Source organism: Halopenitus persicus, from assembly GCF_002355635.1.
GTDB classification, from domain to species: domain Archaea; phylum Halobacteriota; class Halobacteria; order Halobacteriales; family Haloferacaceae; genus Halopenitus; species Halopenitus persicus_A.
Map to the genome: position 1 here is coordinate 2,776,204 of NZ_AP017558.1, position 20,842 is coordinate 2,797,045.

Annotated in this window: 23 protein-coding genes and 3 pseudogenes; 12 read left to right on the forward strand and 14 right to left on the reverse strand. The window is 66.0% G+C overall.

The annotated features are described in order from the left end of the window. Positions 1-73: 73 nt before the first annotated feature. From CPZ00_RS13460 to CPZ00_RS13480, 6 genes are all read right to left on the reverse strand, one after another. Complete coding sequence (locus CPZ00_RS13460) at positions 74-406, reverse strand: hypothetical protein (protein ID WP_096391354.1); 333 nt, start codon at positions 404-406, stop codon at positions 74-76. Further along, positions 403-549, reverse strand: coding sequence for a hypothetical protein (locus CPZ00_RS15650; RefSeq protein ID WP_172861841.1), 147 nt, complete (start codon positions 547-549; stop codon positions 403-405). The genes CPZ00_RS13460 and CPZ00_RS15650 overlap by 4 nt, the downstream gene beginning before the upstream one ends. Then, complete coding sequence (locus tag CPZ00_RS13465; protein ID WP_096391355.1) at positions 546-800, reverse strand: hypothetical protein; 255 nt, start codon at positions 798-800, stop codon at positions 546-548. Before CPZ00_RS13465 ends, CPZ00_RS15650 begins: the two co-directional genes overlap by 4 nt. A 168-nt stretch (positions 801-968) precedes the next feature. Next, complete coding sequence (locus CPZ00_RS13470) at positions 969-1,874, reverse strand: hypothetical protein (protein ID WP_096391356.1); 906 nt, start codon at positions 1,872-1,874, stop codon at positions 969-971. A 124-nt stretch (positions 1,875-1,998) separates the two neighbouring features. After that, a complete protein-coding gene (locus tag CPZ00_RS13475; RefSeq protein ID WP_096391357.1) occupies positions 1,999-3,243 on the reverse strand; it encodes a hypothetical protein in 1,245 nt (414 codons plus the stop codon). Between the two features lie 47 nt (positions 3,244-3,290). After that, positions 3,291-4,121, reverse strand: a complete 831-nt coding sequence (locus CPZ00_RS13480) for an MBL fold metallo-hydrolase (RefSeq protein ID WP_096391728.1) — start codon at positions 4,119-4,121, stop codon at positions 3,291-3,293. A gap of 204 nt (positions 4,122-4,325) precedes the next feature. Between CPZ00_RS13480 and CPZ00_RS13485 the strand changes: the two genes are divergently transcribed. The 3 genes from CPZ00_RS13485 to CPZ00_RS13495 all read left to right on the forward strand — a co-directional run bounded on the left by CPZ00_RS13485 (position 4,326) and on the right by CPZ00_RS13495 (position 8,742). Then, positions 4,326-5,306 carry a PLP-dependent cysteine synthase family protein gene (locus CPZ00_RS13485; protein ID WP_096391729.1) on the forward strand — a complete coding sequence of 327 codons (981 nt, stop codon included), beginning with the start codon at positions 4,326-4,328 and terminating at the stop codon, positions 5,304-5,306. Between the two features lie 62 nt (positions 5,307-5,368). Next, complete coding sequence (locus tag CPZ00_RS13490; RefSeq protein WP_199243361.1) at positions 5,369-7,477, forward strand: response regulator; 2,109 nt, start codon at positions 5,369-5,371, stop codon at positions 7,475-7,477. A 101-nt stretch (positions 7,478-7,578) separates the two neighbouring features. Further along, positions 7,579-8,742 carry a two-component system sensor histidine kinase NtrB gene (locus CPZ00_RS13495; RefSeq protein WP_096391359.1) on the forward strand — a complete coding sequence of 388 codons (1,164 nt, stop codon included), beginning with the start codon at positions 7,579-7,581 and terminating at the stop codon, positions 8,740-8,742. On the opposite strand, the gene CPZ00_RS13500 is transcribed toward CPZ00_RS13495, so the two are convergent. The 4 genes from CPZ00_RS13500 to CPZ00_RS13515 form a co-directional block, all read right to left on the reverse strand. Beyond that, positions 8,739-9,194: a ferritin-like domain-containing protein gene (locus tag CPZ00_RS13500; RefSeq protein WP_096391360.1), complete on the reverse strand. Its 456-nt coding sequence runs from the start codon at positions 9,192-9,194 to the stop codon at positions 8,739-8,741. The genes CPZ00_RS13495 and CPZ00_RS13500 overlap by 4 nt on opposite strands. A gap of 79 nt (positions 9,195-9,273) precedes the next feature. Beyond that, positions 9,274-12,144, reverse strand: a complete 2,871-nt coding sequence (locus tag CPZ00_RS13505) for a TRAP transporter permease (protein ID WP_096391361.1) — start codon at positions 12,142-12,144, stop codon at positions 9,274-9,276. After that, complete coding sequence (locus CPZ00_RS13510; RefSeq protein ID WP_096391362.1) at positions 12,141-12,638, reverse strand: DUF1850 domain-containing protein; 498 nt, start codon at positions 12,636-12,638, stop codon at positions 12,141-12,143. Before CPZ00_RS13510 ends, CPZ00_RS13505 begins: the two co-directional genes overlap by 4 nt. A gap of 201 nt (positions 12,639-12,839) precedes the next feature. Continuing rightward, positions 12,840-13,904 (reverse strand): TAXI family TRAP transporter solute-binding subunit, encoded by a 1,065-nt coding sequence (locus CPZ00_RS13515; protein ID WP_096391363.1) that lies wholly within the window; start codon positions 13,902-13,904, stop codon positions 12,840-12,842. A 208-nt stretch (positions 13,905-14,112) separates the two neighbouring features. Between CPZ00_RS13515 and CPZ00_RS13520 the strand changes: the two genes are divergently transcribed. Further along, entirely contained in the window at positions 14,113-14,568 is a 456-nt protein-coding gene (locus CPZ00_RS13520) for a CoA-binding protein (RefSeq protein ID WP_096391364.1), read from the forward strand. A 94-nt stretch (positions 14,569-14,662) separates the two neighbouring features. After that, entirely contained in the window at positions 14,663-14,893 is a 231-nt protein-coding gene (locus CPZ00_RS13525) for a hypothetical protein (RefSeq protein WP_096391365.1), read from the forward strand. 90 nt (positions 14,894-14,983) lie between these two features. Here CPZ00_RS13525 and CPZ00_RS13530 read toward each other — a convergent pair whose 3' ends face one another. Then, entirely contained in the window at positions 14,984-16,096 is a 1,113-nt protein-coding gene (locus CPZ00_RS13530) for a hypothetical protein (RefSeq protein ID WP_096391366.1), read from the reverse strand. Positions 16,097-16,333: 237 nt separating this feature from the next. Between CPZ00_RS13530 and CPZ00_RS13535 the strand changes: the two genes are divergently transcribed. The 4 genes and pseudogenes from CPZ00_RS13535 to CPZ00_RS13550 form a co-directional block, all read left to right on the forward strand. Continuing rightward, entirely contained in the window at positions 16,334-16,834 is a 501-nt protein-coding gene (locus CPZ00_RS13535; protein WP_096391367.1) for a type IV pilin, read from the forward strand. Positions 16,835-17,078: 244 nt separating this feature from the next. Then, on the forward strand, positions 17,079-17,264 hold the full coding sequence (locus CPZ00_RS13540) for a DUF7333 family protein (protein ID WP_096391368.1): 186 nt from the start codon (positions 17,079-17,081) through the stop codon (positions 17,262-17,264). Between the two features lie 432 nt (positions 17,265-17,696). After that, positions 17,697-17,921 (forward strand): hypothetical protein, encoded by a 225-nt coding sequence (locus CPZ00_RS13545; protein ID WP_096391369.1) that lies wholly within the window; start codon positions 17,697-17,699, stop codon positions 17,919-17,921. A gap of 24 nt (positions 17,922-17,945) precedes the next feature. Beyond that, positions 17,946-18,275 (forward strand): annotated as a pseudogene (locus CPZ00_RS13550) (hypothetical protein); the annotation flags it as partial. Positions 18,276-18,325: 50 nt separating this feature from the next. On the opposite strand, the gene CPZ00_RS13555 reads toward CPZ00_RS13550, so the two are convergent. Further along, complete coding sequence (locus tag CPZ00_RS13555) at positions 18,326-18,679, reverse strand: winged helix-turn-helix transcriptional regulator (protein WP_096391370.1); 354 nt, start codon at positions 18,677-18,679, stop codon at positions 18,326-18,328. Positions 18,680-18,741: 62 nt separating this feature from the next. Here CPZ00_RS13555 and CPZ00_RS13560 point away from each other — a divergent pair, with 62 nt between their 5' ends. Then, complete coding sequence (locus tag CPZ00_RS13560) at positions 18,742-19,443, forward strand: SDR family NAD(P)-dependent oxidoreductase (RefSeq protein WP_096391371.1); 702 nt, start codon at positions 18,742-18,744, stop codon at positions 19,441-19,443. Next, positions 19,443-19,934: a DoxX family protein gene (locus CPZ00_RS13565; RefSeq protein WP_096391372.1), complete on the forward strand. Its 492-nt coding sequence runs from the start codon at positions 19,443-19,445 to the stop codon at positions 19,932-19,934. Before CPZ00_RS13560 ends, CPZ00_RS13565 begins: the two co-directional genes overlap by 1 nt. 26 nt (positions 19,935-19,960) lie before the next feature. On the opposite strand, the pseudogene CPZ00_RS15910 reads toward CPZ00_RS13565, so the two are convergent. After that, positions 19,961-20,113, reverse strand: a pseudogene (locus CPZ00_RS15910) (RNA-guided endonuclease TnpB family protein); the annotation flags it as partial. A gap of 58 nt (positions 20,114-20,171) precedes the next feature. On the opposite strand from CPZ00_RS15910, the pseudogene CPZ00_RS15915 reads away from it, so the two are divergent. Further along, positions 20,172-20,392 (forward strand): annotated as a pseudogene (locus tag CPZ00_RS15915) (site-specific integrase); the annotation flags it as partial. A gap of 26 nt (positions 20,393-20,418) precedes the next feature. Here CPZ00_RS15915 and CPZ00_RS13580 read toward each other — a convergent pair. Continuing rightward, positions 20,419-20,841: a cupredoxin domain-containing protein gene (locus tag CPZ00_RS13580; protein WP_096391373.1), complete on the reverse strand. Its 423-nt coding sequence runs from the start codon at positions 20,839-20,841 to the stop codon at positions 20,419-20,421. Position 20,842: the final 1 nt, after the last annotated feature.

Below are 20,842 nucleotides of genomic sequence, written 5' to 3' on the forward strand. Positions count from 1 at the left end.
CATACCAGGGGCGAGGTATTAAGAGTTGTGTGGGTCCCTCGGATGCCCCCTTGTCGGCGAGAAGGTCCGTTCATCAGGTCGGCGGCGCGTTCGAGGGTCGCTCCTCGTCGTCGAGGAACACGCGCGCGAACAGGTCGACGTGGAGTGCGAGCACGTCCGACTCGTCGATCCCCGTCGAGGCCGCCTGTCGTTCGAGGAAGGTCGCTAACGCGTCGGTCGGCTCGTGGTGGACGGTCCGGCCGTCGACCTCGAAGTCGACCTCGTGGGCGCCGGAGACGAGGTGTTCGACCTCCAGCAGTGCCTGTTCGACCTTGGTCTCGATCGCCTCGTCCCGTTCCTCCAGTCGGGCCTCGCCCCACTCCTCGGCGGCCGCGACCAGGCGATCGCTGGCCTCGAAGGAGATCACAACGACGTCCCCTCCTCGGCCTCGAAGGCGGTCTCCCAGACGGTCTCCTCCTCACAGACCGGACACCGTTGGCGGAGGGCCGACCGCTCCATCCGCGTGAAGTTGCCCATCTGTCCGCAGTCGGTACATTCGAAGTACGTCATGTGGGCGGCCAACTCTCGGGCGCCGGCTCTTCTTCACCCAGTTCGCCGAACAGAGCGACCAGCAGCACGATGAGCGCCCCGAGCACGATGAGCCCGACGACGCCGCTGATGGCCGACCGGCCGACGTAGTCCATCGCCGTCCACTCCATCAGCTCGAGCACGTCGAACCAGACGACGACCGTCCAGATGGCAACCGCGAGGGCGCCGATCGTTATCCACCGTGTCTGCCGGAGCGCGGTTCTGAGTCCCATGTTACCTTCCCACATTAACGTGGGGCGGGGAGGGTGAAAAATGTATTCCACGTCTCGATATCGGCTCTCCGGGAGTCCTCGACCCAACCAGCGGCGCGTATCGTCGATCGAACCCCTCACGAACACCCAACAGGCCCCCGACAGGTGGCCCGACGGATCCCCCGACGGTCACACGGAGAGCACCGACTCCGCGTCCTCACGCACCAACCGGTCGCGAACGCGATCGATCGCCGTCGACGCCTCGGCCGCGTTGGCCATCAGCACGGTCTCGCTCGGGAAGAGATGTTCCCCGAGGACGAGCCCGTGTTCGCGGGCCGTCGATCCAGTGACGGTCAGGTAGACGCCGATGCCGGTGTCCGCGATCGCTGCCTCCTCCTCGTCGGCGTTCCGGGAGGGATACGTAAAGGAGACGTTCTCGGTCACGTCGGTGCCGAGCACGGCGGTCACCAACCGCTCGTACCGCGGCGAGATGCAGAGGTCGCCCTCGTAGTCGTCGACGAACGACCGGTCGAGATCGGCGCCGGCAGGCAGGATCTCCGGCGTCGCCATCAGCGTGTGATACACGGTGTCTCCGAGTCCGGTCACGACGCGCACGTCCGACTCCTGGGGATCGATCCGCGTGTTGACGTCGTCGAGCCCGGCCACGCCGGACGGGCGCAGATCGACGACCTCCTCCAAGACGAGATCGGCCGAGTCGAACCCGAGGGCGAACTCGTGGGTTCGGAGCGCGCGGAAGGGCTCCTCGCGGCCGACCAGATGCACCGGCACGTCGCCGACGTCGATCAGAACCGAGTCGAAGACGATCCGGCGCGGCATTCCGTCGCGGTCGTCCCGGAGCAGGGTATACTCGGGCGCGTACGGTTCCGCCGGCGAGGAGTAGTCCGCGAGCCGTTCGTAGGGGCCGTGGGCGGCCTCGAGATCGCCTTTCGTGACGGCCTTCTCGTATCGGAGGGTCGAACTGACGTCGTCGGCGAGCGACTCGGCGTCCGTCCCCGCCACGCTCGCGAAGCGTTCCAACACGGCCTCGAGCGGGCGTCCCTTCCGGGGGACGGCGATCGGTACCGGCGTGGTCATCGGCGGTACTCCGCGCCGGAGGCTCAAACGGGTTGCGGAACGATCCGGACCGGGGCGGGACCGGCTCCGAGGTCGTAACGCACGTCGATCCGGACGCCCTCGGCGGGCGACCGACGACCCGGGTTCAGGTACCGAACGCGTCGCTGAGTCGGTCGCGGAACGCCTCGAGTTCGGCGAGTTCCTCGTCGATCCGGTCGATCTCCGACTCGAGCGACGCGACGTCGTCGTCGACCGCCCCGACGGTCGACTCGAGGTCGCTGACGGTCGCGTCGAGTCGTTCCACGTCCGACTCGACGGCCTCGACGTCGGCGACACGGTCTTCGAGAATCTCGAGCTCGGCGAGCGCGTCGTCGAGCGTCGATTCGACCGTCTCGACGTTCTCACGGACTGTCCGGCGTTCGTCGGCGGCAGCCTCGAGCCGAGATTCGGCGTCCGCAAGCGCGTCGGCGACCGCCTCGGTCCGTTCGCGGGTCTCCTCGAGGGCCTCCGTGGCGGTCCCCTCCTCGTCGATGAACTCCTCGAGCGCGTCGGCGTAGGCCGCGAGGTCCTCCATCCGCGATTGGAGTCGGCTGATCCGCACGTCGACGCTTCGCGGAGTCCCCAGGTCGAGCTCCTCACGAAGGAGTTCGAGGTCCGCCTCCGGGACGTCGCCGGAGCGTATCTCCGACGCGAGCACCGACGCGACCGGGACGGAGCCCGCCTCGCTTGGCACCGTCGCCGCGTCCGTTCCGGCGTTCTCGTCGGCGTCGGCGTCGGCTTCGGGGTCCGGGTCCGCGACGGTCACCGCAGGCGTCGTCTCCCCGTCCGTCGACCGGGGCGTCGGGCGGGTCTCCGCGGTCTCACCGTCGGCGGCGGACTGGGCCTTCGCCTCGGTCCTCCTCGCGTCCGTCGGTTCGGCGTCCGTCGGTTCGGCGTCATCGTCCATTCCGGACAGGGAGTCCCGATCGCCGGCCACGACCTCCCGGACTACGTTGCTCCCGTCGGCGCCGAGCACGTCCTCGATCGTCTCGCCCTCCGGGACGTGCTCGACCGTCGGCGGGGAGAGGAAGGCGTCGGGGTCGATCTCGTCACCGCGGATCCCGAAGACGGTGCGGACGGTTGCGCCGGGGTCGAGCTGGCGTTCGAACTCGACGCGGTGGTCGCTGTAGGCGGTCCAGTGTTCGCTGCCGAACTCCGGGTGGAAGCCGACCCGCTCCATCGGGAAGTCCTCCGGGATCGTGTCGGTCAGGCGGACGCGAACCGGCTCCGAGCGGCTCGACTCGATCCGGAAGGTGACCGCGGGGACGGGGAACTCGTCGGTCGCGAACGACTTCTCGACGGTTATCCCGTCGGATTCCACGACGCGTTCGGACCGTTGCGGATCGCTCATAGGCAAGGGGTTCGTTACCAGCCTCTTAAATCGAACGGGGGATCTGATTAGACGTCGACCCGGTCGCCGATCTCGACGATCTCGAGGCGTCGTGGGTGGTCGAAGCTCCGAACGTGGGGATACAGCGCGGTCGGATCCGCCGTCAACCCCTTCCACATGTCCCAATGGGTGGGCAGGAGGCGGTCGATCTCCAGCGCGTTCGCGGCGTCGACGATCTCGGTCTCGTCGGCGTACCACTTCGTACGTTTCTGCTCGCGGGTCTCCTTGTCCGGGATGGTTCCGGCCGATCCGAACGCGAGGATCCCCAGATCGATGTCGTATTGGTCGCCGATCTCGGCGAACGCGTCCGTGGGCTTCGTATCCCCGCCGTGGAAGATCGTCCCCGAGTCGTGCTCGATGACGTAGCCGACCGGGTGGGTCGCGTCGGGGTCGTTCACGGCGACGACGTCGACGGCGAACTCGCCGACACGAAGCCGATCGCCCTCCGATATCTCCGTGAACTGGTCCGCGGAAACGTCCCACCGGTCGGTCCAGTTCCCCTCGTCGGCGACCGCCAGCGAGTCGTCGGGCGCGACCAGCTCGGCGTCGGCGTTCGCGAGGATCGGCGCCTGGGACGGTCCGTGCGCGTGGTCGCTGTGTTCGTGGGTGATGAACAGCGCGTCCCCGACCGTCACGTCAGTTGGATCGAACGGGACGGGGATCATCCGGACCGTCCGCGGCGGGTCGCCGAGCCCGAGATACGGGTCGATCCACAGCACCGTTCCCTCCGAACCCTTGATCGCGAAGCCGTTACAGCCGAGATACCACAGCGCGACCGTGTCGGGGTCGGCGTCCTCGATCGCGCGGGGTAGCCAGTCGCCCCAGTCGGACTCGCCCAGAGCGTGTGTCATACCGCAGGCTGTGATCGGTAGCTCCCTAACCGTTGCGAAGGCGTTCGGCGGCGAGTGGTCGTGGCGTTCGGCGACGAGTGGTCGTGGCGTTCGGCGACGAGTGGTCGTGGCGTTCGACCGCGGACGATCGGCGACGATCGACTCACCGCTCCGATGGAAACCTACACAAACGGGCACGTCCTTGCGTTCGGTATGACCGCCTTTCGGGAGCCGCTGTCGTCGGTGAACGAGACGATCGGCGAGACGCCGCTCGTCCGCGTTCACGCCTCGTCGGACGCGGCGCCGGTGTACGCGAAGCTGGAGTCGTTCAACCCGGGCGCGAGCATTAAAGACCGGATCGGAAAGTACATGCTCGAACGGATGCTCGAGCGCGGCGACGTCGATCCCGGCGGCACGGTCATCGAGCCGACCGCCGGCAACACGGGGATCGGGATCGCAGTGGCCGCCGGTCGGCTCGACCTGGAGGCGGTGTTCGTCGTGCCGGAGCGCTTCTCGGTGGAGAAACAGCAGCTGATGCGCGCGCTCGGCGCGGAGGTCATCAACACGCCCAGCGAGGAGGGGATGGGGTACGCGATCGAGCGCGCACACGCGCTCGCGGAGGAGCTCGAGAACGCGGTGGTTCCCGAGCAGTTCTCGAACCCCCTCAACGCCGAGGCGCACTACGAGACCACCGCGCCGGAGATCGACGCGGCGCTGGACGGGGAGGTCGGCGCCGTCGTCGTCGGCTGTGGCACCGGCGGCACGCTGATGGGCCTTGCCGAGTACTTCCTCGAGCGCGACCCGGACGTCCACGTCGTGGCCGTCGAGCCCGAGGGGTCGGCCTACCGTGAGTTCTTCGATGAGGACGTCGCCCACGAGGAGTACAAGACCGAGGGGATCGGCACCCACGACGTCGAGACGAACGTCCTCTTCGACCCGGAGCTGGTCGACGAGATCGCGACGATCCCCGACCGCGACACCCACGAGGAGATGTCCCGGCTCGCGGCGGAGGAGGGCCACCTCGTCGCCTCCTCCTCGGCGGCCAACAGCCTGGCCGCCCGGCGGGTCGCCGACCGGATCGATTCGGGGGACCTCGCGGTCCCGCACGACGCGGTCGTCACGGTGTTTCCCGACTCCGCCGAACGGTACCTCTCGAAGGGCGTCTATCGAGACTACGAGGAGTGGGAGGGCTAGGTCGAAACTGGGCTGACCGGATGATCCGCCACGATGGGAACTCCTATTACGACGGCGGCCGGATGACACGGAACATGGGCTCGTCGATCCGGGTGCTCCACGTCGACGACGACCCGGCCTTCCTCGAGTTAGCCGCGACCTTCCTCGAACGAGCGGGGGACGGGTTCGAGGTGGTCACCGCCTCGAGCGCGGTCGAGGGATATGACGTCCTCGAGCGGGAGCCGATCGACTGTCTCGTCTCCGACCACGACATGCCCGACTGGAACGGGATCGAGTTCCTGCAAACGGTCCGGGAGGAGCACCCGGACCTGCCGTTCATCCTGTTTACGGGGAAGGGCTCGGAGGAGGTCGCCAGCAGGGCGGTTTCGGCCGGCGTGACCGACTACCTGCAAAAGGAGACCGGCACGGACCAGTACACGATCCTCGCCAACCGGATCGAGAACGCCGTCGAGCGGGACCGCTCCCAGCGGGCGGTCACGGCGCAGAAACGACGTCTCGAGACGCTGGTCGACAACGTTCCCGGAGTGGTCTACCGGTGCCGGAACGAACCCGGCTGGCCGATGGAGTATCTCGGCGGCGAGTGCGAGTCCCTCACCGGCCACCCGGCCGACCGGCTCGAATCCGGCGAGATCACGTGGGGCGAGGACGTGATCCACCCCGACGACCGCGATCCGGTCCGGGAAACGGTGCAGACATCGATCGCCGCCGACGAACCCTTCGAGGACACCTACCGAATCCGGACGGCCGACGGGGACACCAAGTGGGTGTGGGAGCGTGGTCGCGGCGTCCCCGACGACGACGTTCCCGACACGATTTCGAGCGTCATCGACGCCAACACGAAGACGGCCGACGCCAACACGAAGACGGCCGACGCCAACACGAAGACGGCCGACGCCAACACGAAGACGGCCGACGCCAACACGAAGACGGCCGACGCCAACGTCGAATTTCTCGAGGGATTCATCACCGACGTTACCGACCGAAAGGAACGCGAACGCGAGCTCCAGCGGTACGAACGCCTGTTCGAGGCCGTCTTCCACGACCCGAACGTGCTCGTGGGGTTGCTCGCGCCCGACGGGACGGTGCGGACGGTCAACCGGACCGCGCTCAAGTACGTGGACGCCGACCGGGAAGCGATCGTGGGCGAACCGTTCTCCGAGACGCCCTGGTGGCCGGACGACCGCCGTACGGACGTCCGCGAGTGGATCGAGCGGGCAGCCGCCGGCGAGTACGTCGAATACGAGGCGACCCATCCCACCGAAGACGGGTCGCCGATCGTCGTCGAGGGGACCTTTCGGCCGGTGGTCGACGACGGGGACACGTCGGCGCTGGACGGGGACACGTCGGCGCTCGACGAGGGCGAAACGACCTCGGGCGACACGCGTGCTGACCACGACCGCCCCGGATCGATCACGGGGATCGTCGTCTCGGCCAAGGACGTCACGGAACGCCGCCGCCGCGAACGGGAGGTGAAACGGCAGGCCGACCGGCTCGACGAGTTCGCGAGCGCGGTCTCACACGACCTCCGGAGTCCGATCTCGGCCGTCGACGGCCGTCTGGACCTCGCGCTCGAGACCGGCGACCGCGAGCATATCGAGCGGGCGGCGGAGGCGATCGATCGCGTCGACGACCTCCGTGAGGACATCGTCGCGACGCTCCGGAGCGGCGAGATCGTCTCGGAGCGCGAACCGGTCCTGCTCGAGGAGGCGGTGGAGTCGGCCCTGATCGCGGTCGATCCGCCCGCCTCGACCGACGTGACCGTCGACGATGTCGAGATCGAGGCCGATCCGGATGCCTTCGCCCGACTGCTCGAGAACCTGCTTCGGAACTCGGTCGAACACGGCGGTGCGAGCGTCACGGTTCGATTCGGCCGGCTCGGCGCCGGGGACGCGGAGAGTCGGGAGCGACCCGGCGGGCCCGGGGACGGAGCTGCCGGGGGCGACACTCGGACCACCGGATCCGGGATCGTCTACGAGGACGACGGCCCGGGAATCGACCCGGCAGACCGCGATCGCGTGTTCACGCCGGGGTTCACGACCAAGACCGACGGCGACGGGATCGGGATGGGGATGGCGAGCGTCCGCCAGATCGTCGCCGCACACGGATGGTCGATACGGATCACGGACGCGACCGTTCTCGACGGCGTTCGGTTCGAGATCCGGACGGAGTGAGCGTGGCTCGACGACCGCGGCCGCAGCCATATCGGTCGTGCGAGCGACTCATCGGCAAGAATTTATCCGTCGGGTCGTCAATGGTGCCACGACGGTGAAGGATGGGAACGGACACGGATTCGGACACGCTGCCGGTCGACTCCGAGGAGTTCCACCGGACGCTCGTTGAGAACGCCGCGGAGGGGATGTTGACGATCGACGAAGACAGTCGCATCGTCTACGCGAACCCCGCGATCGAGGACGTTTTGGGGTATACGCCCGAGGAGCTCGTCGGGAGTTCGAAAACGCGGATCGTTCCCGAGCGGCTCCGTCCGGTTCACGGTGCGGCGCTCGCGTCGTACGCCGACACGGGAGAACGGAACATCGACTGGGACGGCGTCGAGCTGCCCGCCCTTCACAAGGACGGCCACGAGGTCCCGACGCTCATCAGCCTCCGCGAGCACCGCCACGACGGAGAGCAGTATTTCACGGGGATCGTTCGGGACATATCCGACCGGACGGAGCGGGAGCGGGAGCTCCGGCGGCGCAAGGACCGTCTCGACGAGTTCGCCGACGTCCTCGCCCACGACATCCGCAATCCGCTGTCGGTCGCGCAGGGCTACACCGAGCTGGCCCGCGAGGACCACGACGCGCCGGATCTCGACCGCGTCGCGGACGCCCTCGGCCGCATCGAGGAACTGATCGACGACCTGCTGGCGCTCTCGAAGGAAGGCGCCCGAATCGGCGAGACCGCTCCCGTCTCCCTCGCCGACTGCGTTCGAGAGTCGTGGGACGGCGTCGATGCCCGCGACGCCGAACTTCGGATCGAGGCGCCGCTTGGAACGATCGAGGCCGATCGAAGCCGGCTGCGTGACCTCTTCGGAAACCTCCTCCGGAACGCGGTCGAGCACGGTAGCGCGGACGTCACGGTCACGGTCGGACTCCTTGCCCACGAGGCCGACTCGGACGCGGGGACGCCGGACGGGTTCTACGTGGCCGACGACGGCCCCGGAATCCCGTCGGCCAGCCGGGCCGAGATCTTCGACCGCGGCTACTCGACGCAGGACGGGGGGACCGGATATGGCCTCGCGATCGTTCACGGCATCGCCGAGGCGCACGGCTGGGACGTGTCGATCGCATCGGCATCCGGCGGAGCCGGGAGCGGGACCGACGGAGCCGGGAGCGGGACCGACGGAGCCGGGAGCGGGACCGACGGAGAGTCGTCGGACGCGAACGGGGCTCGGTTCGAGTTCAGGAACGTCGAGTTCGTCTCCGACGACGCCTAGTCGGACTGGTACTCCTTCTCGAAGCCGCGGAACTCGGTGCGGTGGGCCTCCTCCTCGGCGAGGACCGTGACGGCGAGGTCCTCGGTGACCGGGTCGTTCGCGTCCTCGGCCGCGTCGATGAGGTCGCGGTAGGTGGCGATCGCGTCCTCCTCGGCGTCGAGCACCCCGCGAATGACCGAGAGGACGTCCGTCGAGTCAGCCGGCGGCTGCAGGGAGTCCTGTCGGGCGGTGAACTCGGCCGACCCCGGCGGTCGAGCGTCCAGCTGCTTGAGTCGCTGGCCCAGCTGTTCGGCGTGCGCCAGTTCCTCCTGGATGTCGGTCTGGAGGCTTTCCTTGATCTCCTCGGCGCGAACGCCGTCGAGGACGATCGCGTTCGTCTGGTAGTTCATGACCGTCTCGATCTCGTCGCTATACGCCTTCCGGAGCAGCTCGATGACGCGGTCGTTCGACATACGATGTATCGTTTCGCCCCGAGGATAATGGGTGTTCTGGCGAAGCCGAATCCCGAAACGCCGATCGGGGACGCGCGGCTCAGGCGGAGCCGGAACCGGCGACAGCCCCGGTCGATCCGGCTCCCGCCTCCGGATCCGCACCAGGGCCATCACTCTCGCCGTCCGCCTTTCGACGGTTACGGACCGTGAGCAGGGCGAACAGGACGAATCCGACGCCACGGAGGGTGAGATCGAGCAGGAGCGCGTCGACCGAGACGGAGATCCCGACGAGCCCGAGCGTGTCGAAGACGGCCTCGGAGAGCAACCGCGGCGCCATCAACAGCAGGGAGCTGACCGCGAATCCGACCCGTCCGGCGCGGTCGACGCGCGTGTACAGCGTTCCGATGACGGTCGCGCCGAGCGCGATCACGCCGAGGAAGACCCCGATGACCGGCACGAGGATCTCGGGGATCGAGTACGAGAGCTCGGCGAGGTCCTCGAAGCCGACCACGCGGTAGCGCTCTCGGAGCTGCAGCTCCGCGGCGTTCGCCTTCTCGCGCAGCAGGACGATCCCCGGCGCGAGCACGAACGCGAAGGGGACGATCGCCTTGTTCAACGACAGCGAGAACGCCTTCACGCCGGTTTCGAAGGGGTCCGACTTGGCGACCCCGCTGGCCGCGTACGCCGCGACGGCCACTGGCGGCGTGATGTCGGCGATGACGCCGAAATAGAGGATGAACAGGTGGGCGGCCAGAAGCGGGATGCCGAACTCGACGAGCGGCGTCGCCAGCATCGAGATGAGGATGATGTAGGTGACCGTCGTCGGCATCCCCATCCCGAGAATGATGCTCGAGACGGCCGTCACGAGCAACATGACCACGATCGAGCCGCCGGAGAGCGCGAGCAACAGCGAGGTCAGGTTCGGACCGAGCCCGGAGACGCTGATGACGCCGGGGATGATCCCGGCGGCCGCGACCGCGACGACGACCGGGACCGCGGTGCGTGCGCCCTGCTCCATCGACGTGACCACGAAGGTGCCGAGCTTGAACGGCTGGCTCTCGCCCAGGTCCCGACCGGTTCGGTCGCCGATCGATTCGGCGGTTTCCCGGACCGAGGGGTTGAGATCGAGCAACGACGCATCGAGGTCCGGCTTCGAGAGCAGCGTCAGCGTCCCCGCAAGCATCGCGTACCACTCGATCCGCGAGAGCACGACGCCGGCCGCCTCGCCGAGCGGGATTCCCGCGCCGCCGGCCCCCGTAAGGAGGCCGGTGACCGGCACGCCCGCGATGGTGTGGCTTGCCAGCTCGACGCCGACGACGGCGGCGAACACGCCGAGCAGCCGCAGCCGCGTCTCCTCGCTGTACGCCGAGACGAGCGCGATCAGCGCGACGAGCGCCACGAGAGTGAACCACGCGGACCGCGAGACCGAGAGCCGCTCGATGATGAGGTAGTACAACAGCAGGCCGATCGGAACGAGGTAGAACCAGCCGCGCTTGAGGTGGCTCCACATGGAGACGGTGTCCGCGTCGGACACGCCGCCGATGCCCTCCTGGACCGCCTTGAGGTGGACCATCACCCAGACGCCGAAGAAGAAGACGATCGCCGGAATCGTCGAGATGATGATGATGTCGGCGAACGGCGTCGCGGTGTACTGGACCATCAGGAACGCGGCCGCCCCCATCACGGGCGGCAGGATCTGCCCGCCCGAGGAGGCCGACGACTCGACGGCACCGGCGAACTCCGGCGAGTAGCCCGACCGCTTCATCAGCGGGATGGTGAACGCGCCGGTCGTGACCGTGTTGGCGATCGACGACCCCGAGATGGTTCCCATGAATCCGCTGGCGAGGATGCTCGCCTTCGCCGGACCGCCCTTCCGGCTGCCGGTCGCCGCGTACGCGAGGTCGATGAACCACTGGCCGGCCCCGCTCATCTCGAGGAATGCGCCGAAGAGGATGAAGATGTAGATGAAGCTCACCGAGACCGTCACCGGAATCCCGAAGACGCCGTTCTCGGTGTTGTACCAGAGGTTCTGAATGATGTCCGGCCAGGTGAGTTCCGGAATCGCGAGCAACCCGAGGAACGGCGTGTTCCCGCTGATGAGGAACCCCCAGCGGGCGTAGACGATGAACGTGGCGACGATGATCATCAACGGGAGGCCCAGCGTCCGACGAGTCGCCTCCAGCACCAGCAGGACGCCGATCACGCCCAGCGCCATCGCGTAGGAGTACTCGCTCACGAACGGGACGCCGCCGAGGATCGGCTGGAGGAACGCGTACACCTCGGTGACCGGACGTCCCGAGTCGATCCCGAAGACGCGCATGTTCTGGATCTCCGAGAACTCCGTCAGGAAGTAGATCGCCGACAGGATCGCCGCCACGATGCAGACCAGATCGAACGGCGTCACCCGGTCGCGGTCGGGGTCGATGAACGCCCAGCGGACCGCCGACCGAATCCTCGCGAACAGCCGCGTGAGCGGGTTTCGGTCGCCGAGCCGGTCCGCGAAGGCCGGAACGATCCGGCCGAGGTTCCGGGAAACGATGCCGTCACCCATGCTGCCCGGGAACAGCAGGAACGTGAGCACGAGCGCGAAGGCAACGTGGATCGCGTTCGCTTGGAGGAGCTGCAGCGAGACCGGTATCGGCGCGATCGAGAGTCCGGCGATCTCGATGGTGGGGAGCCAGATCGTGAACGAGAAGCTCCGGGCGGCGAGGAACAGTTGGAAGACCGAAAAGAGGATCCCGATCACCGCGACCGCCACCGCGGCGATCCCCCGCAGCGACCGGCGGCGCTCGATCTCCTCGATCAGCTCCTCGGCCTCCTCGCGGGAGATCTCGTCGGTCGTTTCGTCACTCGGCGGGATCGAATCGGGGCCTCCGGGACCGTCCCCGGGATCGTCGCCGGGATCGGGCGCTCGCGAGCCGCGGTCGTTCGAATCGTCGATGCCGCCGTCCGTTCGATGGTTCGTGGTCATGAGATCATCTCGAGAAGCGACCGTCGTTCGATGTGCAGTCTGACGTCGTTCCCCCGGGTCACCGCGACGAGGTCGTGTCGCCGTCCGTCGACGATCAGCGTGTGGTCGGCGATCCGCCCCGGCGAGACGGAGAGGGTCTCGAGTTCGGTGATCGGTTCCTCGGGGTCGTAAACGAGGGTCCCGTTGACGTTCGTAACGTCGACGCGTGCCGGGAGTCCCCAGCCGTAGGACTCGAACTCCATCCGAGTGTTCACGAGCGTCGTCCCGTCCACGCGGTACTCGTCGTAGACGCGTGATTTCTCGACGCTGTGGGTGTACTCGAGGGCCACCGTGCTCCCGTCGTTGACCGGCGCCGTGAGGTAGCGCTCGCCCGTCTCCACGTCCTCGACGACGAGGACGGCCTCGACTGGCGCGGTCGCCGCCAGGGCGACGAGGGCGACGACCGCCGCGAGCAGGACCGCGGCACGAACGTTCGGTCGGGAAAAGCGGCCCATATTTCCGGGTATCACTCGGGGTATCGCCCTTGAAACGTTTTTGAAACGCGGCTTACGCACCGTGAACCCGCGGCGACCGCCCCCGTGGGGTCAGTTGGCCGTTCGACTCAACGGGTGAGTGGGGCGGGCCGGATCGTCCGTGGATCGGTCGGGTTGTAGATGGTTGGACCGGGGTCGCACCCCCGGACCGTCCCGTGGCGTCTACGCGTCGAAGTAGGCCGCCGCGCCCTCGTGCAGCTCGATGGACATCCCGTCCTGTGCGCTGTCGACGGTGATGAAGTCGGTCTTGATCGAGAGCTCGTCGAGGTTGTCGAAGATGGCCGCGGTGACCGTCTCGACGGTGTCGGCGGGCACGTCGGAGTGGGTCGCGATCATCGCCTGCACGGCGACGGTCTCGACGTCCTCCTCGACGCCGCTGTAGGTGCCGCCGGGGATGGTGTCGTTCGCGAACCAGGAGGCGTCCGCCTTGACCGCCTCGCGGTTCTCGCCGGCGATCGGGATGATCTCGACGTCGTTGGTGTTCGCGAGGTCCTCGATCGCGCCGACCGGCCAGCCGCCGACGACGAAGGCCGCGTCGATGTCGCCGTTCGCGAGCTGTTCGGACGCCTGCGAGAAGCCGGCGTTCTGCTCGTTGTAGTCGGTGATGCCGAGCGACTCCAGGATCTGCTGCGCGTTGACCTGCGTACCCGATCCGAGGTCGCCGGTGTTGATCGTCGCGCCGCTGAGGTCGTCGACCGTGGAGATGTCGTTCTCCGCCAGCGTGACGAGCGTGATCGTTTCGGGGTACAGCGTCGCGACGCCCTGGAGCGTCTCGATCGGGTTGTCCTGGAAGGCGTCGATGCCCGTGCCGTTCTTCGCGAACGAGGCGATGTCGTTCTGGATCAGCGCGAAGTCGGCCGACCCGTCCGCGAGGCTGCCGACGTTCTCGACGCTCGCCCCCGTCGATTGGACGTTCAGCGAGAAGTCGGTGTTGGCCTCGACCACCGTCTTGAACTCGTTCGAAAGCGGGTAGTAGGTCCCGCCGGTTCCGCCGGCGTGCCAGCTCAGTCGGTTCTGCGTCCCGCCGTTGCCGCCGCCGTTTCCGTTGCCGTTTCCGTTACCGCCACCGTTTCCGTTGCCGCCGCCGTTTCCGTTGCCGCCGCCGTTTCCGTTGCCGCCGCCGTTTCCGTTGCCGCCGTTACCATTGCCGCTACAGCCGGCCAGCGCGACGATACCCGCTGCGCCGGTCACTTCGAGGAATCGCCGTCGTGTTCGTTGGGATGACATACCTTATTAAAAATGCCAACCGAGACATATATAGTTACTTGTTACATACTATATGAGGGTATTTGAATGAACGAATGACTCGTTTATCCTGGAATAGGTTCCGGATATAACGTGTACATTGGTAGATCTGACCACGGGTTGGTTGATCGCGACCGGGTCCTCGGCCGGCCGCGTCATTTTTACGCCGTCTCCGTGTAGATACACGTCTATGTCCGCGGACGACCCGACCACGTCCGGCGAGTCGACCGACGTCGAGGGACGCATCGACGAGCTCCTCGACGCGGAGACGGTGGCCGTCGTCGGCTGCTCGACCACGCCCGAAAAGGCGGCCCACCGGATCCCGAAGTACCTCCAGGAGCACGGCTATCGGATCGTCCCGGTGAATCCGTACGCCGAGACCGTCCTCGGCGAGCCGGCCTACGACGCCGTGACCGAGGTCCCGCGCGAGGTCACGATCGACGTGGTCGACGTGTTCCGCCCGAGCGAGGACGTCCCGGGCGTGGTCGACGACGTTCTCGAACGTCGGGATCTCGCGGGAGACGTCGGCGGCCTCTGGCTCCAGCTGGGGATCCGCAACGGCGAGGCGGCGGCACGGGCCGAAGCCGCAGGGGTCGCCGTCGTGCAGGACCGCTGTATGAAGGTCGAACACGAGCGTCTGCGGTGACGGAGCCACGTGGCACGCGCGGGATCGGCCGCGTGGCGGTTGACCCTGGAGGATCCGCCGTCAGACACTACTTCGTCGACGTCATAGGTGAGGTATGCCCTCCATTGACACGGACGACGTCGAGGCGATCGTCCGTCTCGTTTCCGAACACCCCGGCAGTACGGCCACCGAGCTCACTGAGCACGTCGCCGATGCGGGGATCGATCCCCGCCGGACGAACCGGCTCCTGCAGGCCGCCGTCCGCCGCGACGCACTCATCGAATCCCGATCGACCTACTGGGTCGTCCGTGACGCCGAGAACGAGCCCGAGGGGATAGACGGCTAGCAGCGATAGACGGCTAGCAGCGTGAGAGCGTGCGCGACGTCGGCGGCGGTGGACACGAGCCGCCCTCGGCCACCTGACCGGTGGTGATGGTCAGCGCCGGTTGACCCGAAGCGCTTTCAACAACATGACCACGAGCGCCGCGAGCGCCGCCGTGACCCCGAAGCCGGGTTCCTCCGTCGTGGTCGGCTGCGTCGTCGGTCCCGTCACGGTGTCGGTCGCCGTAGGTGGCTGCGTGGTCGGGGGTCGTTCGGACGTTCCCGGTGCCGTAGTCGGGTGCGGTGATGAGGTCTCGGTCGGGGATGCAGCGGGCGTCGCAGTCGGTGACGCAGTGGGTGGTGGTGACGTGGTGGGCGTCGGTGAGGCGGCGGGGGTCGACGTGTCATCGGTGCCGACGGTGAACCGGATCGTTTCGACCGCGTCGCCGGTGGTCAGATCGTCGACCCCCTCGACGCGGAGCGTGTACGTTCCGTCGTCGACGGCGCCGAGGTCGAACAGCCAGTAGGCGGTGCTGGCGTTCGTCGCCCCGATCCCCTGTTCCTCCCGTGCGAGAGTGTCCGCGTCGACGTCGTCGGGAAGCCGGTCGGATTGGGCCTGGGTCGGGTCCGTCGAGAGGACCTCGCGCTCGATCGAGAGGTCGCCGTCGTGGTCGATCAGGTCGACCTGGAGGTCCTCGGCCGCGGCGTAGTTCCAGTCGACGACCACGAGCAGGGACTCGTCTCGCTGCAGCTCCGAGGGGTCCTCGAGCTCGCTTCCGACGCTGTTGTAGAGGGTGACCGTCCGGATTCGTGGTTGCTGGACGCGCACCGTGAGGTCGTCGCCGGCGTATCGGCCGGCCGGCTGGTCGGCCGGGATCGCGTTCGACAGCCGGAACGGTTCACCCTCGCTCCGCCCGGCGACCCCCTCGAGTACGGTGTCGGTGACGTCGCGACCGGTCGTGTCGTACCACGTCGCGATATCCCGTTCGCCCTGGAAGACGGTATAATAGCTCCCGTTATCGAGCACGATCTCGCCGGATCCCGTCGTCGGGTCCCATCGACCGCGTGGGGCCGCCGTCTCGAAGCCGGATGACTGTGCTGCCGCCTCGCCGATCGGGCTCGCCGTTCCCGGCGAGGTCGCCACGTCGTCGACCGCCAGTCCCCAGCCGCCGAGCACACAGAGGACGATGACGGCACACGTGAGGGCGCGGATACTCTGGGAAGTCATACCAATTACCACGGTCGTGAGGCCTATGAATCTAACCGCACGTCCAGAAGTGCATCCGGCGGTGAATCCGAACTTCTTGGAGCGCACGCGAGGGCCCGGACCGACCGGAACACGAACTCCCGCCAGGAATATCAAGTCCGATAATTTCGGGAGAACTATTAAGTGTCTAATTTCGGTTGTTTCATTCAACAACCATCACGCGGGGACGCTCCGGCGATGGTTGGTGTGAGACAACCCATGAACCTGAAACAGCTCTTTGCCGACGATCGTGCAGTCAGCCCCGTGATCGGCGTGATCCTGATGGTGGCGATCACCGTCATCCTCGCCGCCGTCATCGGGACCTTCGTCCTCGGAATGGGCGACGACCTCCAGAACACCCAGCCGACCGCCAGCTTCAATATGGACTTCGATACGACTCCGGACCCAAACGCGGTGACGATCTCTCACGCCGGCGGTGACACCATCTCGGAAGATGATAGTCTGACCGTCTCCGTGACATCCGCCAAACGTCTCAACGCTAGCGATAGTGAGGACGGCGGTACTTGGAGCGACATCGGCGATCCTTATAGCTGGGACACTACCGGTGGAGTTGGTGCAGGTAGTTCACAGACGCTCTACCTTTACGAAGACGATGGGGGAACCAGCAATGCTGAGTGGAGCGGTGAAACGGTCTCGGTGAACTGGGAGTCGGCCGACGGTAGCTCCTCGGCGCAGCTCGCATCCCAGACCGCGCCCTGATCCGGTCCACCCGAATCCCTCCAGCCCCGCTGACGTTCGCGGCGTCGGATTCGACGCCGCACCTTCCGCACATCGGTTTCGACGAGGTGGATGAGCCACCCAGTCACAGCGACGATCAAACGCGTCGCCGACCCGTGTTTTAGCGACCTTACAAGGCGTTTCTCTCAGACACGAGTAACCGAAATGGCCGTCAGCAAAAGCAGACATTCCGAACGATTTTGGCTGGCTGGCTACAAGGGCAGGTATGGAATTCGATTTCGGACGGTCGGTGGCGCCACTCGTCGTGATCGTCGCCGTCGCAACGGTCGCGCTGACGTCTATGATGGCTCCCTCGACGGTCTTTATGATGGTCCTTCCGTCGATGATCGTTTTCTCGGTCATCGCGTTCTTCCTCGGGATGAAATACGGCGAGTTCCGTGCCGGTCCGTAATGGATCCGCTTGCTCATCCGGATTCCGGAACGTGCCGCTGATGGCGCTCCGGGGATGACGTCGGCTGGGGACTCACAGCAGGTTTGTCTGCCCGTGCTGCGTACCGACGCACGGGTTTCTTTTTCCGAACCGAACGAGAGTCGGTCACATCGCGGTTTGAGCGCCGTGTGCAACCGGTAGGCGGCGAGTACCTTTGTGGTAAGCCCCCGAAATACCGGTGTCGGAGCGATCCGACGGGCGGCACCGATCCGGACGTCGCACCCCCCACACCACCCCCCCACCCATCCGATTCGTCTCGATCGGGGCCGCCACCTTTTCAAAAATCCTCCGTCCTCGTCACCGTGGTCGCGACCGACCGGCCCATGCAGTCGGCGGCGCCGAGCGGATGGTAGTCGCCTCATAACTACGCCGTCCGGGCCGCTCTCTCCGCGTATGGCCGTCACCGAACCGGACGAGGTCGGGACGATCGTTCGGATCGTGCTCGACAACCCCGGCTGTACGGCCGTGGAGCTCGCCGAGCTCGTGGCCGCGGAGGGGATCGACCCCCGCCGAACGAACCGGCTCCTGCAGATCGCGGTTCGGCGTGGCGACCTCATCGTCTCCCAGTCGACCTACTGGGCGATCCGGGACACCTTCGACGGCTTCGAGGAGATCTAGCACTCCCCGCTCCCGTTCGTGCAAGACGTCGTCGCCCCCAGCGACGGCTCGACGCGGATCGCCGGCGAGGCGAAATTCACCAGCGCCCCCCTCGGCTATGACGTGCTTTCGGGTCTCGAAGACGACGTGGAGCACATCGACTGGACACCCACCGGAGGTGGTGAGCCGACGTATGAATTCGCCTTGTTCGGCCGCTCCGGGTTCAAACGCTCCGTCGAGGAAGCTGCAGACGAGCGTGATGACCTCCGTCTATTCGATCTATCCGAGATCGTTGCCGTCGGTTTTTCAAACCCCGTGAGGGAACGACTTCGAAGATGCCCCTCACCCGTTTCTGACCTTCGAGGAACGAGTTAACACGGAGCAGCTCGATCAGCACCGACGGACTACCGTCGATCTGGCGACACTCACAGCCAGTCCGCACCCCAGGCGTCGAGCGACTCGAACACGGGACAGAGGGCATCTCCCTTCTCAGTCAGCGTGTAGTAACTCGCGACGGGCGACTCGAACTCCTTACGGTTCTCGATGAACTCCTCTTCCTCTAAGTCGTCGAGCACCCGCGAAAGCGTGTAGGAACTCGCACCCGTCGAGCGCTTGAGTTCGTTGAACCGCTTTTCACCGTCACGCAGGTCGTTCAGGACGATGAGCTTCCACTTCGCCCCCATCTCTTCGACGGCTCCGACGACGTTGCAGACGTCCGCATTCCGCAGTTCGACCTCGGTGTCGTCGTCAGCGTCAGCCTCGGGTGGTTTGGTCGCCATTACTTGGTCACACTATTGTTGCCTGATCTATATATAGGTTTGGGAACAAACTAGGTAATGTAATGGAACTACAAAACTCGACGGTGCTCGTAACCGGTGCAACCGGCAACATGGGCCCGTACGTGACGGATTCGCTCGTCGACAGTGGCGCCACTGTCATCGGTACCTACGTCACCGAAACCGCGAGAGATGACGTCGAAAACCGCGTCGAAAACGCCGATGCAGTATCGTACTACCAGGTCGACCTGACCGATCAGGCAGCCGTCGAAGACTTCACCGAGACGATCGTCGACGACCACGGATCGATCGATCACATCGTCGGACTCGCCGGCGGTTTCTCGATGGGCAGCGTCAACGACACCGACGCCGAAGCCTTCCAGGCTGCACTGAATCGCCACGCGACGACGGCGTTTCTGACGGTCAAGGCCTTCGTGGACCACCTCGACGACCGGAGCAGTGTCGTCCTGTTCAGTTCCGACCGTGCCATCAACCCCGTCGGCGGCACGCTCGCGTACGACGTCGGCAAGGGTGCAGTCCGGACGCTGACCGAGTCGCTCGACGCCGAACTCGACGCCCGGGTCAACGCCGTTGCCCCGTTCCTCATCGACGTGCCGGGGAACCGCGAGGCGATGCCCGACGCCGACTTCTCGGAGTGGACGGCCCCGGAGGCCATCGTCGACGAGGTGCTCCACTTGCTTTCGAACGAGGGTGTTACGGGCCAGATCGTCCCGATGACGGGCGGGCAGTCAGAGGTGGCGGAGTAATGGCCGAGACCGTGTCACGTCGAGACTCACCCGAGGCAGCTTCGCAGTTGAGTCTGATCTTTCTTCGCCTCGCTCTCGGGATTCCGATGCTTGTTGGAGGAGTCGGCAAAGTCTTCGGAATCGGTCCGAAACCGCTGGGTCCCGAGGGGTTCGCAGGCTTCTTGGCGAGTCTTAGCGTGCCATTTCCCTCGATCGCGGCGTGGGGTGTCGGTCTCCTCGAACTAGTCGGCGGTATCTTGTTACTGGCCGGCTTAGCTGTCCGAATCACGAGCGCATTGATCGCGATCGATATGCTCGTCGCGACGGTTCTCTACCACCTTCCGAATGGGTATCCGGCCACGAGTGGCGGTATCGAATTGACGCTCGCGCTGGCTTTGCTCGCAGTCGCGCTCGTGTTGAGTGGTCCTGGATCACTTTCACTCGAATATGTGCTGTTCAACCGAGCGGACTCCGCCGCTGACGTATCTCAGTCGAGGAGCACGGACGTCTAGTACAGCGCCTACACCCACCTCCGTCAACCCGTCTGTTGCAGGATTCCACGACGGCGTTCGTATTCGTCGCGTTTGTGGTTGAGGTAGTCTGCGTTACCGAGGAACGCTCCTGTACTGGTGACGGCGAGGTACCCATTCACGTTCACATCGCCGCCGAGAATCACTCCGTTCTCGGTCGATTCGTCGGCAGAATCAGGGTTCGACTCCTTTCTCGACAGCAACGTGGCGGTAGTCCGAGACGTCGAGCATCCCAAGCACGACTATCTCACACCCCACCGCGGTCGTCGGAGGGATGGGTGAAGTTCTCGTTCGGATACACGGTTGCAGCCCGGTATCTAGACGATTCTGAGGAGCTGGTTCGAGAGCGCTATTCGCATACCGAGGCTGGTGACCTCGGTGACATTGCGACTAAAGCGCTCGCCGACGTGGATGGGACCGTTCATCCATCGGAGCAATGATTCGTTCTGAACCCGAAGTCGCAATATTACCCCACTCGAATCGTCCCGACCATCCCCGAGCTTTCATGTGGGATACAATAGTATTCGTACGTTCCGGGGTGATCGAACGTGTGCTCGTAGTACTCACCGGGAGCGGTGAGCCCGTCGCTGATCCGGTTCCTCGAAGCACGCTCTGACCTGAAGCCTCCACTTGCGAAGTATGTGGATTCGTCCGGAATCCCGTCTGTATACGCTGTGACCGTATGCTGAACGTCGCTCTCGTTCGTCCACCTGACCGTCTCTCCTGACTCGATCGTCGCGGTCTTCGGTTCGAACGTGTGGGTGTCGGGCATCGTGACGGTCTGGATCGACGATGCCTGCCCGCCCAAACAGCCAACGGTGCTGAGCGTCGCCAGGGTCGCAGCGCCGCGTCGTATCAACGTTCGCCGGTTGTAGATCTCACGTGACATT